At 43.5% G+C, this 13,065-nt stretch carries 11 protein-coding genes and 1 pseudogene; 7 read left to right on the top strand and 5 right to left on the bottom strand.

Going from position 1 to position 13,065, the window contains the following annotated elements; genetic code table 11:
• The first annotated feature begins 97 nt into the window (after positions 1–97).
• Positions 98–1,183: a DUF3083 family protein gene (locus Q1A86_RS15150; protein WP_299808062.1), complete on the top strand. Its 1,086-nt coding sequence runs from the start codon at positions 98–100 to the stop codon at positions 1,181–1,183.
• A 221-nt stretch (positions 1,184–1,404) separates the two neighbouring features.
• Here the strand turns inward: Q1A86_RS15150 and Q1A86_RS15145 are convergent, their stop codons facing one another.
• The 3 genes from Q1A86_RS15145 to Q1A86_RS15135 form a co-directional block, all read right to left on the bottom strand.
• On the bottom strand, positions 1,405–1,614 hold the full coding sequence (locus Q1A86_RS15145) for a hypothetical protein (RefSeq protein WP_299808060.1): 210 nt from the start codon (positions 1,612–1,614) through the stop codon (positions 1,405–1,407).
• A 379-nt stretch (positions 1,615–1,993) separates the two neighbouring features.
• Entirely contained in the window at positions 1,994–2,203 is a 210-nt protein-coding gene (locus Q1A86_RS15140) for a cold-shock protein (RefSeq protein ID WP_220758631.1), read from the bottom strand.
• A 485-nt stretch (positions 2,204–2,688) separates the two neighbouring features.
• On the bottom strand, positions 2,689–2,877 hold the full coding sequence (locus Q1A86_RS15135) for a hypothetical protein (protein ID WP_299808057.1): 189 nt from the start codon (positions 2,875–2,877) through the stop codon (positions 2,689–2,691).
• 537 nt (positions 2,878–3,414) lie between these two features.
• On the opposite strand from Q1A86_RS15135, the gene Q1A86_RS15130 reads away from it, so the two are divergent.
• Positions 3,415–3,816, top strand: a complete 402-nt coding sequence (locus Q1A86_RS15130; RefSeq protein ID WP_299808055.1) for a ribosome recycling factor family protein — start codon at positions 3,415–3,417, stop codon at positions 3,814–3,816.
• Positions 3,817–3,962: 146 nt separating this feature from the next.
• Here Q1A86_RS15130 and Q1A86_RS15125 read toward each other — a convergent pair whose 3' ends face one another.
• Complete coding sequence (locus Q1A86_RS15125) at positions 3,963–4,589, bottom strand: CatB-related O-acetyltransferase (RefSeq protein WP_299808053.1); 627 nt, start codon at positions 4,587–4,589, stop codon at positions 3,963–3,965.
• Positions 4,590–5,118: 529 nt separating this feature from the next.
• Between Q1A86_RS15125 and Q1A86_RS15120 the strand changes: the two genes are divergently transcribed.
• The 4 genes from Q1A86_RS15120 (at position 5,119) to Q1A86_RS15105 (ending at position 10,404) form a co-directional block, all read left to right on the top strand.
• A complete protein-coding gene (locus Q1A86_RS15120) occupies positions 5,119–6,294 on the top strand; it encodes an ankyrin repeat domain-containing protein (RefSeq protein ID WP_299808051.1) in 1,176 nt (391 codons plus the stop codon).
• Between the two features lie 168 nt (positions 6,295–6,462).
• Positions 6,463–6,693, top strand: a complete 231-nt coding sequence (locus Q1A86_RS15115; RefSeq protein ID WP_299808048.1) for a hypothetical protein — start codon at positions 6,463–6,465, stop codon at positions 6,691–6,693.
• Between the two features lie 260 nt (positions 6,694–6,953).
• Positions 6,954–9,140: an OsmC domain/YcaO domain-containing protein gene (locus tag Q1A86_RS15110; RefSeq protein ID WP_299808046.1), complete on the top strand. Its 2,187-nt coding sequence runs from the start codon at positions 6,954–6,956 to the stop codon at positions 9,138–9,140.
• 301 nt (positions 9,141–9,441) lie between these two features.
• Positions 9,442–10,404, top strand: a complete 963-nt coding sequence (locus Q1A86_RS15105) for a DMT family transporter (protein ID WP_299808044.1) — start codon at positions 9,442–9,444, stop codon at positions 10,402–10,404.
• A 705-nt stretch (positions 10,405–11,109) separates the two neighbouring features.
• Here the strand turns inward: Q1A86_RS15105 and gltS are convergent.
• Positions 11,110–12,333 (bottom strand): sodium/glutamate symporter, encoded by a 1,224-nt coding sequence (gltS, locus tag Q1A86_RS15100; RefSeq protein ID WP_299808042.1) that lies wholly within the window; start codon positions 12,331–12,333, stop codon positions 11,110–11,112.
• A 361-nt stretch (positions 12,334–12,694) separates the two neighbouring features.
• On the opposite strand from gltS, the pseudogene Q1A86_RS15095 reads away from it, so the two are divergent.
• A pseudogene (locus Q1A86_RS15095) lies at positions 12,695–13,065 on the top strand (hypothetical protein); the annotation flags it as partial.

Below are 13,065 nucleotides of genomic sequence, written 5' to 3'. Positions count from 1 at the left end.
TTGGTAAAAAATGTGGTCTATCGTAGTATTTTCGTCAGAATTTATCGCTACTATTGGCAGCAAGCTACATATGGTTAACTAATTACAAGGAGTACTTATGTCTATTAGCCATCAGCAAAAAGTGTACATTCCCAAGAGCGTTCGAGCCAATCAGTACATCACGGCGGAAATTAAAGTAACGGATGCTTTATTGGCCCATTACCCTGATTACAAAACCTGTTACGAGGCACTTAGCCGCGCTATCTTTACATTAGGTGAGCAAGAAGAGTTATTTAACCTGCATGTGATCACCAACGATAAGTTACCTGTGGTTCGTTTTCACTCCGAGGCATACTGCTTTCCGACCGAAGAGCAGATCATATTCTTTTATAACCCTGAGTACCATGAAGCGCAAAGCCTTCATAGTAAAGATGATTACCGAGCAAGAAAAATCAGAATTGCATTCTTAGCGACGGGCGATGAAATTCGCAGTAACTCGGCTAGTTTCCACTTGAAAGTGCAATCTTTCCTCGCCAAGCTGACTCCGCAATTGCCAGAGAAAAACTTAACGATCAAAATCCGTGATCACCAACATCTCTCTTATGATCTATTTGCTAAAGCTAAGGGAAATAAAGAGAGTTATGGCTACAAGCTGCGATCCATTAGCGACAGATATAGAGCAAGGCAGTGTCCGCTCCCTGAAGCTCACGGTTCACTCTGTTATGTCACCGTAAAGCTTCCCTTAAGTCGTAAGCTTAAGCAGGCTATGTTGCCAGAACATGCCAATGACTTTACACCACTATATCAAAAGCTTGAGGATGCATTTATTCAAGCAACGTCAGCTAAACAGCTTAAGCAGATTGCTATGGTTGCTAATGGCTTAACTCCGCTTGTGCGTAACAGTAAATATGATCAAGTCGATGGAACCGATGAAGTACAAATGCTTGGTTTCGACCCAAATATTGAAGAGCAGCAATTTATTCGCCATTGGGACGGCAATAAGCTCGTCGAAATGGTTAGCTTTACTATCGCCGCAGGCGTTAATGACTGTAAAGATGGCGCGCTTGGGCGTTATTTGAATCGAGTCGAAGATGCGCTAAGAAGTATGACATCAGAATTAGCGTTAGATAAGTCACGCGATGAGCTTATCGTGCGGTTCCATCAGCATATTAGTTATCAAGCCCCTGAGCAGCTGTTGAGCTGATATTATTGATAAGCTTCACTATGTAGCCCTTCAATCCTAGCGGGATTAGAGTCTTGTGTGACCTAATGATGTTTCTATGGTCGGCAAGGCTCTTTATATAGGGCTGTTCATTGCTGAGATACAGATTGCTGGGTTGAATTTTTCGTCAAACCCTTTGGCTTTTGTTAAATATCAGACTCAAGAGTGACGTTGAGTGCTTGCAGCGCGCACCAGTTAGTTTACTAGTGGGAGGTGGAAAAATTACCGATAAGCTGATTGTCACCATTAATGATTTTACCTTGGCAGGTTTCGTCACAGTAGATAAAGTCGATATTTCTATCTACGACATTTCCCTTCACTAAAACATGTCGTAATAGTACATCACCATTTAGCTGGTGGATAAGAGAGTCCCAAGAGATGTTGTCTTTAAAAATATTAAAATTTACTTTCATTTATTACCTTTTCGTGTGGTTTTAGTTTGTATGGTTTTCTTTTTTGATTGGTGAAACCAAAATCGTTTTGGACCCGATGAGCGAGACATAGTTAGCCTGATGTGTTGAAGATATTGAAGATAAAGTTAGAAAATCTAAGGTTTGTCTTAATTATTAAATGTTTAATTTGTATTTATAGGAATATAACGAAGTCGATCAGAAACGTAATGACATATACAAGAAGCAGATGGTAGAAATGTTAATGTTTTCGCAGATACGGTATAAATTTTTTATTAAAGCTAATTATTTTAAGTTAGTTTTTAAGATTCATTCTTAACGTTAGTTTAAATGACGTAAATGACGTAAATGGCCATTAAGCCATTTACGTCAACTTACAAAGTTACAGCGCGACTACGTTAGCTGCTTGAAGGCCTTTTTGACCTTGCTCTACTTCGAAAGATACTTTTTGGCCTTCAGCCAAAGTTTTGAAGCCGTCTGAAGTGATTGCACGGAAGTGAACGAATACGTCAGCGCCGCCGTTGTCTTGAGTAATGAAACCAAAACCTTTCTCTTCGTTAAACCATTTTACGATACCAGTTGTATTAGACATGATGTGTCCCTTATATATAAATTCATAAAAAATTCGCATTATGCGATGCACTGAAAAATTGAATTAACTGTGATGATGAAGATAAGGGCAAACTGAGGATAACAACAATAACGAAGGAATTCTGAGATTTTACTTTTTACTTATGTTTCATTAATCACTCTCAATAGCAGAGCGTGATAAATAGTACCCGATAATTGAGTATTGTCCATATTTATTTTTCGTTTTTAATTCAATCAAGCAATTTCTTTGGTCAAAATAGCTCATTTGAACCATGGAACTAAAGTGCCACTTTTAACGCTATTTTGATGTTTCATAAAGCTAATCATGTTTGGTGACTCAGCGATGTCGTGTAATCGATACGGGATACGTTCAATTTTTTCCTCGTTCTTGGCGGAGTAGCCCAATTCAACTTTTCCAAAGCCAAGTTGAAATAGGCCTAGAAGACCTATTTTTTACCAGCTCCCCACTTTTCCTTAGATTGCTATCTAAATCAGTTCGTTGGCAATAGCCATTAAATGCAGCTCTAATTCATCTTCTGTTTTGGGTAACGAATCTAATTCAAAGGTTAGTGGCTTACTGCCATTGAGCATGAATACAGAGTTGGCTCCATGATCGTAGTGAAACCATTTCCCATTTACGCATAGATCGGTGTAACAATTTGGTAGTAATTCCATAAGGTACCTCTACATTCTAGGTTTCATTATAAAAATTAGGTGCTTAAAGCCATGACACTGCAATTGTGTGATGTTTGCCAAGTAGGCTTTGGCTTGGTTTGTGAGCCAGTTCACCTTTATATGGCCTGAAAAGGCGTAGGCACTCATTGATCTAAATCAAACCTGAGAGAATTAGCCTATTTCAGAATGAGTGGTGGCGACATAAATGACTATTTTTAAAGCTGAATTCAATCTATGTGAGTGTAAAGTATGGCTAAATTCATTTGATGGTGTGATTTACTTTGTTTTTGAAGTTTTCCGGTGATAATCCTCACACCTGTCAGTAGGTTAGAGTATCGGTAGTCGCAGCGAAGGCGATATGCTGTCGACTTCGCTGAGTGGCCATCTCTCGGGATCTTTGTTTTGCTGTTTCAGTCCTAATGGTTTTGACTATGGCTGTTGTTCATTAGTTGGGTTTTTAGCGTTAGACTAGAAAAACTCGCATCAGATTTACACTAGTGCCTAAAATCGAATGAAACCATATCCATAACCATAATCATGAAACAAGAGATCACCATCTCGCTTCCCTCGCTTATTCATCGAATTGGCCGTGAAGCGGTTAAACAGGCTCAAGTCATTGCTAAGCAATTCGATTGTGAGCTTAAGCGCGTGCGCCGTTCACGCAATTGGGGGATTACGGGGGGGGCGGTAAATATTCAAGCCATGCTCCAGCATATTAAAACGCAGCAATTAACCGCTGGCGATTGTAATTATAACCACCTGATTAAAAAGATCGACACAGGCCTACTTGGCCATGCCGACAAACTTGAGCCATTAGAGGCTAAACTAGTACGGCTTATTCAGCAAAATCCTAGCATTACTCTAGCAGAGCTTATCCACCTTACTGACTGTACGCTGTCTGAAGCCAGAACGGCTCGCTTCGATGCAGAGACTTGGTAATGAACTATCTTGCTAAAAGTTGTTAATCCTTTACTTGGTTAAGACAAGGGGCGTGGCTTTGGTTGTAGATAATAAAGGGGCTGGGTTGATGCCCCTTTATATGTGGCAACTATAGGGTTGAGCCTAGCCTTGAAGGCTGTAACTTTTTAATCACTGTTTAAATCTAAAATAGCCTGGGTTAGCTGCTCTAAATCGTCATTACATAGTGAGGGTAGTAGCGTGTTTATTTCCGCTTCACTACGCTCATAAATCTTAAGCGCTAGCAGGGCCTCAATCGTTGCTGCGTCAAAGCGATACTTTATGATCTTGGCAGGGCTTCCAGCGACAACCGCATAGGCGGGGATATCTTTGGTGACAACGGTATTAGCCGCCACAATAGCGCCTTCACCAATTCGCACTCCAGGCATGAGCATTGCGCGCATGCCTATCCAGCAGTTGTCCTCTAGGTGAGTATCGCCTCTGCCTTGGTAAGCATCGACTATGGTTTCCATAAATGGATATAGGCAAAACCAGTCTGCTCTATGGGTATGGTTGCCACCCATCAAAATCACTGCCTCTGCAGCAATACAAACGTAGTTACCAATATATAACTGGTCTATTGGCCATGGTGGCATAGCATCGCGAGTTTGCTCATCGCCATGTAAATAGCGAACGACGCTGCGCTCGAATCCTTGATCCCAGTAATCACTGTAATAGGAGTGTGACCCCTTAATGTGGATATTCGGATTGGTGACAGTGAGATGAAGTTTCTCTGTTTTAGTCCAATGTTTCATTGGGGATGCTCTTGTTAGTATGACTTGAGCCAAAATGGTTCAAGTCAAAACGGCTGAGGTCAGCCAGAAAAATAGAAAGTATGTAAAGCTTGGTTACAGCTTGTCAGTAGATTTCTGGTTGCTTGAGTCGTTTAACTATTGGCATAAATATATCTTGAGTTTTGATAAGGTAAGGCTACGAGCCATAACTAAGCTCAGTGTTAACTGAACTGTTTTTGAGCCCCGCCATGGTACTCAGTTCAGTAATGAAAATCTATGTGGATAACCAGACTAATGACCTGACAACAGACATTCTATCGATAGTGAAGCTTCCTTTGATGGAGCTCTGTTTGTGAGTTTTTTTAGGATTTTATTTCGAAAAATTGATCGCGAAGACACTTCTTCAAGTTAACTATCTTCATTAAAAATAACGGCTTGTTTCTATTGTCGCTAAGGCATAACCTATCCAGCAGAACAGGGCGTACAGTGCTTACTTTTCTTTCGAGTCTTCGTTTTCCAGCCCTTAACATGAATCAAAAATGAGGTTTACATGCTTAGCCGTAATATTTTCGATGGGTTGGAACTAGAAGATGTTTTACGTGAACATCTTGATGAGTTAGATAGTTATGATGAGCCTTACTTTATCTGTATCAAGCTAAATACCACGAGTGATAACGCGATAAAAATGCTGATCCCAGAGCTAGATCATCTGGATGACGATATCTATGCCTTTAGACTTGAAAAACACTTGCTATTACTCAGCCTTGAGTGTGAAGTCGATGAAATTAAATCGCTTGCAAAGATGTTACTTAACGCCTTTGCAGCGAATAATGTCACGGCGCAAATAGCTGTTTTCCATCATAACTGCCTAGGCACGCCGATTGAGACCTTAAAGTGGTCTACCCAATTATTAGAGACCCTGATTGATAAGTCACCTAACGAGTCAATTGTCGAGTTCAACGACTTTTGCGACCGTGGTAATTGGCTAGGGCTGAGCGCCTATATTGAAGGGCGTGAACCGGGTAACGGCGCTGATTTCGGCTATGACTATGACGATGATGAAGACGACGATGACGATGACGACGAAAACGATGATCGTTTTGATGAAGATGGCTTTGACGAGAACGGCCTAGATGCCAGTGGTTTTACCGCGCTTATTCGGGCTATTTTAGATGAAGATGCGAAAGCTGTTAACGCCTTGATTGCCGCTGGTGCTGATGTAAATAAGGGGGATTGGTACAAGAACACGCCGCTTAATCATGCGGTTAAAAGTAGTACGCCAGAGATTGTCAGCTTACTACTTGAGGCGGGTGCTAACCCAAATCAAGCGGGGAGTTACGGAACGCTAGCGCTCCATATCGCCAGCTTTAACGGTATGCTGTCAAAGATGCAACTGCTGTTGTCAAAGGGCGCAGACATAAACGGCAAAGATGAAGAAGGTGAGAGCGCACTCATGGCTGCTGCCGGTAATAGCACTGCTGAAGTGGTCGCGTTATTACTAAAAGCAGGCGCCGATAGTAATGCGCTCAGTGACGATGGCAATACAGCATTAATTAAGGCTGTTATTGGTAATTATAATGAACGTACTGCGATTGTAGAGTTACTGCTTGCTAATGGTGCAACCAAGATTATTCATCAAGCCAATATTCATGACTCAAGCGCCATGGATTTAGCGCTAGACCGTGAGCATCAAGACATTATCGAGCTGTTTAAACAGGCGATATAAGTAAAACTGTATTAGAAACCGTTACACAGGTAGGCCAGAGGTTTTCTGTCAACAGCGCGGAAGTTTAGACTTACGTCTTGATCTCAATCAAGGCGTAAGGCTGAAGAATTGCTCACTATATTAGTCTAAGCTTATGCATTCTGGATGCAGATAAGGAGAGAGGCTATAGTGACAGATCAAAAGTTAATCTTGCTCCTCAAGACCTGCATCACCATTGGCATTTGCCTTATTGTTACTGGTATCTATCTGCATAATTTTAACGAGACCGTGGAAGCTATGGGGGTTACTGGCATAGTGATAAGTGCCATGTGCGTGGCCTTTGGTATGGTGTTGTCATTGCCGACTAAAATGTACCTGACCTTTATATTAGTAAAGCATGAAGCTAATAATAACCAATAAGTTAGCCTTTGTTTTGAATCTATACTTAAGTGACGAGCAGTCAATGCCTGCAGCTAATTAAGCGCTAATCAGCGCTTTTAGTTAATTAACCCAAGACTAATGCGCCAAAAACACCGATAATTCCCCCCAATACGTTTATTTAGCCTAAAGACTTATATTTAGTCTCTGGACTCATGCTTGAGTAAAATGCTCATACTCGATCGCAAGACTCATCTTTGCGCTAAAGGGCAACGCTCGCAACAAAGTGGAAATTATATTCAATGGAAATCAAAGTTAACTTTCTCGATAATCTGAGATTAGAAGCCAAATTCGACGACTTTACCGTCACCGCCGACCAGCCAATCCGTTATAAAGGCGATGGCTCAGCACCGAGTCCATTTGATTATTTCTTAGCATCATCAGCTTTGTGTGCGGCCTACTTCATTAAGGTCTACTGTAAGGCTCGCGATATTCCTACTGAAAACATCAGACTGTCGCAGAACAATATTGTCGATCCTGAAGATCGCTATAACCAAATTTTCCAAATTCAGGTTGAACTACCAGACGATATCTCAGACAAAGATCGCCAAGGCATCTTGCGCTCGATTGAGCGTTGTACCGTTAAAAAAGTGGTGCAAACTGGCCCTGAATTTAAGATTGAAACCGTTGAAAACCTAGATGCCGACGCGAATGCCATGCTAATGGGGCAAGATGATAGCGATGCTAGCACCTATATCTTAGGTAAAGACCTGCCGCTTGAGCAAACCATTGCCAATATGACCGGCATGCTTGCTGGTTTAGGCATGAAGATTGAGATCTCATCGTGGCGCAATATCGTGCCAAACGTTTGGTCACTGCATATCCGTGATGCCGCATCACCTATGTGCTTTACCAATGGTAAAGGTGCGACCAAAGAGAGCGCACTTTGCTCGGCATTAGGTGAGTTTATCGAACGTCTAAACTGCAACTTCTTCTACAATGATCAGTTCTTTGGTGAAGAGATTGCAAATAGTGAATTTGTGCATTACCCGAACGAGAAATGGTTCGAGCTGGAAGATGATGACTCATTGCCTGCTGGCATGCTCGATGACTACTGCCTAGCTATTTATAACCCTGAAGGGGAGCTAGGTGGGTCGAACCTCATCGATACCAACTCGGGTAATATCGAGCGCGGTATCTGTACCATTCCATACACGCGTCACTCAGATGGCGAAACTGTGTATTTCCCATCGAATCTAATCGAAAACTTGTTCCTAAGTAACGGCATGAGCGCGGGTAACAACCTGCAAGAAGCTCAGGTTCAGTGTCTGTCTGAAATTTTTGAGCGTGCGGTTAAGCGCCAAATCATCGAGCAAGAGATTGTACTGCCAGATGTACCTATGGCAGTGCTAGAGAAGTACCCAAGCATTTTAGCGGGCATTAATGGCCTAGAAGAGCAGGGCTTCCCTGTCGTAGTGAAAGACGCATCACTCGGTGGTCAGTTCCCAGTGATGTGCGTCACCTTGATGAACCCGAAAACCGGTGGTGTATTTGCCTCGTTTGGTGCCCACCCAAGCTTTGAAGTCGCGCTTGAGCGTAGCTTAACAGAGCTACTACAGGGCCGTAGTTTCGAAGGCTTAAATGATGTACCTAAGCCGACGTTTAACAGCATGGCAGTGACTGAACCTGAAAACTTCGTAGAGCACTTTATTGACTCTACGGGCGTGATCTCATGGCGTTTCTTCAGCAGCAAACATGACTATGAGTTCTGTGAGTGGGACTTCTCAGGTACTAACCAAGAGGAAGCCGATGGCTTATTCGGTATCTTAAAAACCTTAGGCAAAGAGGTGTATACAGCTGAGTTTGACCAGTTGGGCGCATCGGCTTGCCGTATGTTGGTACCGGGTTTCTCTGAAGTGTATCTAGTGGATGACTTGATTTGGGATAATACCAACAAGGCGCTAGATTATCGCGAAGATATCTTAAACCTACACTCACTGTCTGATGATGAACTGGTTGATTTGGTTAATCGTTTAGAAGAGAGCCAGCTAGATAACTACACTGACATTCGCACCATGATCGGTATCGTCTTCGATGAAAATACCGTTTGGGGCCAGTTAACCATTATCGAGCTTAAGATCTTAATCTATCTAGCACTTGGCGCAGCTGAAGAAGCGATGGAGCTGGTCGGTGATTTCCTTCAGTATAACGACAACACGGTTGAGCGCGGCCTGTTCTATCAAGCGATTAACGCAGTACTCGAAGTGGAAATGGACGAAGAGCTAGAACTTGAGCATTTCATCCATAGCTTCAATCGTATGTTCGGCGAAGAAGTGATGAATAGCGTTATCGGTTCAGTTAGCGGCGAAGTGCGCTTCTATGGTCTAACCAAGACCAGTATGGCGCTTGAAGGCATCGAGCCGCATCTGCGCTTGATTGAAAGCTACAAGAAGCTACACAGCGCACGCGCAAAAGCGGCAGCTAAGTAACAGGCTTGTCTATCCTGCTAAGCGATAAGCTAGCGATAAAATAGCCATAAAAAGCGAACTCTTTGGCATTACCGCGAAGGTTCGCTTTTTTGTTTTTGCCTCGCAAGGTTTTACGGATTAGTGAGTATTGTCTGTAGCTTTAGAGTGGCTATCTACATTAAAATTAGTTGTTAGATCATGAATAGCAATCCCATTGATACGGGGTTGCTATTTTGTTTTTAGCGCAGCGTATTTCACTAAATGACGCGGCGTAGAGATTCCATTTCAATTGGCTATAAGCCCTTATTTAAGAGTGCAAGTAATGCGCGGTGTTTTGTATCTATTTATCGCCACCCTGTTGGCTGCGGTGGGCTGGGTTGCCTCTAAAATGGTGGTGCAATCTATGCCAGGAGAGCTCTTTATAGGCTCTCGTTTTTTATTGGCCAGCCTAGTTTTAGTGCCATTTTGTTATAAAAGCTTACTCAAATTGAACTTAAAACAGCTGCTATCTGCCTGTGGGGTAGGGGTCTTTCTTGGTGTAGCTTTGCAGGTTTGGGTCTATGCGGTCGCGATGAGTGACAGCTTGTCTGAGGGCGCGTTTATCATGAGCCTGGCGATGATTATCGCGCCATTGACCGCTTGGTTACTGTTTCAAGTAAAACCGAATCGTGCCTTTTGGATTGCACTGCCGGTGAGTACGACGGGAATGATGTTACTGAGTTTAACTAACGGCTGGAAGATGGAGTTGAGTCAGTTGCTGTTCTTGCTGGCTGCTGCATTACTCTCAGTTCACTTTGTGATGAACAAGCGAATCAGTGGCAACCTTAAGCCACTAGTCTCTATCTGCTTGCAGCTTTTTGTGGTCGGGTTAGTGGGCTTGATGTACTCACTTTACACTCAGCCTCATACCATAGCGTTTTCCAGTAACCTGATTATTTGGTTTGCTATTTCGACCTTAATCGCCACCTCTGTGCGCTATTTATTACAGACGATGGGGCAGTATAAGGTGAGCATGGAAACCGCGGCGCTACTGATGATCTTAGAACCTGTTTGGACGCTACTGCTGAGTGTGACTATGTTGGGAGAGACGCTACAGCCGCAAAAGCTGATTGGCGGTGGAGTGATTTTCTTGTCACTGATTCTATATATTAAGCTGTCTCGACGCTTTGCTAAGGCTGAGCAAGCTAAAGCGATACAAGCTGAGACGGTTAAAGCCGCACGGCCTGTGGCCTGTGGCCTAGGGAATACGGAACGCTGCGCTTACGGTACAAGCAAAGACGATTAAAGCTGAGATAAGAAAAGCAGGTTTAGTGTTGTTTGGTGTAGGTCGGGCTTTTGATTTCCCTAGAAGGGCGAAGCCCGTCCTCGCAGCGAAGCGCCCTAGAGTCTAGGTTCTTCTTTAAAGCAAAGACGGTAACAGCCGAACGGCCTGGGGCTAGGGAACATGGCTGCGTCACTCACAAAACGCTGCGCTTACGGAAAAGCAGGAAAGCAGAGACGGGAAGGCTAAGGCGTAAAGTAGATTAGCGGTGTTTGGTGTAGGTCGGGCTTTAGCCCGTCAAGCTTGTGCTTTTCCTAGCAGGGCGAAGCCCACTCTCGTAGCGAAGCGTCCTAGAGTCTAGGTCCTTCTTTAAAGGAAAGACGGTAACAGTCGAACGGCTTGGGGCCTAGGGAACATGGCTGCGTCACTCACAGAACGCTGCACTTACGGTACAAGCAAGGGCCTAGGGAAGGCAAAGAAAGGTGCTAGGTGCTAGGAAAGGCTAAGACGGTACAAGCAAAGACGATTAAAGCTGAGATAAGAAAAGCAGGTTTAGTGTTGTTTGGTGTAGGTCGGGCTTTAGTCCGTCAAGCTTGTGCTTTTCCTAGCAGGGCGAAGCCCGTTCTCGCAGCGAAGCGCCCTAGAGACTAGTCCCTTCTTTAATAAAGCAAAGACTAAAAAGCCAGCGAATCGCTGGCTTTTTTCGGATAATGAATGTTGGTTTCTAAGCTAGCCTACAAAAATCATAAAGCCTTTTAGGATCACCGCGTTGACGATATCGACAAAGAAGGCGCCTACAATCGGTACCACCATAAAGGCTTGTGGTGATGGGCCCGTTCTCGATACAAGGGCGCCCATGTTCATCACGGCCGTAGGCGTCGCCCCAAGACCAAAACCACAGTGGCCGCCCGCCATAACGGCAGCGTCATAGTTGCTACCCATCATTTTGAATGTCACAAAGTAAGCGAACAGTGCCAGTACGGCTGTTTGCACCACCAAGATGATCAGTAGCGGAATGGCTAGGTCAAAAATCTCCCATAGCTTTAGATTCATTAGCGCCATGGATAGGAATAACGCTAGCGACACAGAGCCCAGCACATCGACACATTCGCTGTTGATCTTATAGCCGCGAGAGATCTCTGTGAGGTTGGTGATGATCACGCCGATAAACAGTGCATAGACAAACTCAGGCATTTTCAGCCAGCTTGCACCGACAGCTTCAATAAGTGCGCTGGTCCATTTTGCCCCCGCAACACAGAGCAGCATGATAAACAAGACTTCCAGTACACTCTTGGCTGTTACTCTATCTTCCTCAAGCTGATCATAGGTCACTAAGTCTGGATGGTCGGTATGATGATTTCCGCCGATACCGTAACTTGATACTAGGTTATTTTTATTGATAAGGCGTTGGGCCACTGGGCCACCGATAATGCCACCCATCACCAAACCAAATGTCGCCGCAGCCATGGCGAACTCAAGGGTGCTTATGCCATATTCTGTTTGAAAGGTATCGGCCCAAGCTGCGCCTGTACCGTGTCCACCCGACAAAGTAATAGAACCTGCAATTAAGCCCATAAAGGACTCTAGCCCTAATAGACTCGCTAAGCTGACGCCCACAATGTTTTGGATAATGATGAACAGTGAGGCAACACCTAAGAAGATGAAAACTTTGCTACCACCTTTTAGTAATAGCTTATAGTTTGCCGCTAACCCGACAGTACTGAAAAACATCAGCATCAGGGTGTTTTGCATCGATAAACTAAAGGCTACCGTAATATTGTTAAAATGCAGAGCCGTAATTGCAGCGGCTACGATCAAGCCGCCCACAATGGGTTCAGGGATATTATATTTTTTTAAAATTGGAATATAACGATTGACCATGTGGCCAATAAAGAGCACTAAAATCGCTACTAGAAACGATTCCAGTTCGCCAATTGTAAATACTGTATTCATATGACTCCTAGAATATAGAGTAAAGCGTTACTTTTTAACTATCAATTTGTTGCTAAGTTTTTATTTTTATTGAGCTATTTTGGTTTTTATTATGCCTTTGTCGGCGGCATATACTGCCACACTTATTTAGCTCTGGGATATCCTTGGCAGAGTGAAAAATAAGCAATTTAGATTAATATTTATTTAGATATCTCGAAATCGTATCTTTGGAAGCATAAAAACCGAGCGAAATTCTTATTTTGCCCTAAGCAATTCCCATTTTTTTTGCTTAGCTATAATGAAATAGAACTGATTTTTAATATTGAAAAACGCAAGGCAAACCGTTTTGGATGAATTTGTTAAGCAATAAAGGAGTTTTAATATGCGAGTAGCTGAGCTGATAAAGGCACTAGTTGTATCTATGTTTTTCACAGCATTATCGACGAGTGCGATGGCCGAGCCCCCAGAAAAAGCTGAGAAGCAAGCTCAAAAAGAAGCAAAGAAAGAGGCGCGAGAAGCGAGAAAGGAAGCCGAAAAATATGACCGCGAGGCTCGTAAGGCAGCGGAAAAAGATATGAAAGAAGCCAAGAAGGATGCGCATGAAGCGCGTAAAGAGGCTGACAAGTATGACCGCGAGGCTCGTAAGGCTGCGGACAAAGATATGAAAGAAGCTAAAAAGGATGCGCATGAAGCGCGTAAAGAGGCTGACAAGTATGACCGCGAGGCTCGTAAGGCTGCGGACAAAGATATGAA

Origin of the sequence: uncultured Shewanella sp., assembly GCF_947497935.1 — a bacterium.
In the GTDB taxonomy this organism is placed as follows: domain Bacteria; phylum Pseudomonadota; class Gammaproteobacteria; order Enterobacterales; family Shewanellaceae; genus Shewanella.
Note: the sequence above shows the minus strand (reverse complement) of the source record. Positions and strands in the feature narration are given on the sequence as shown.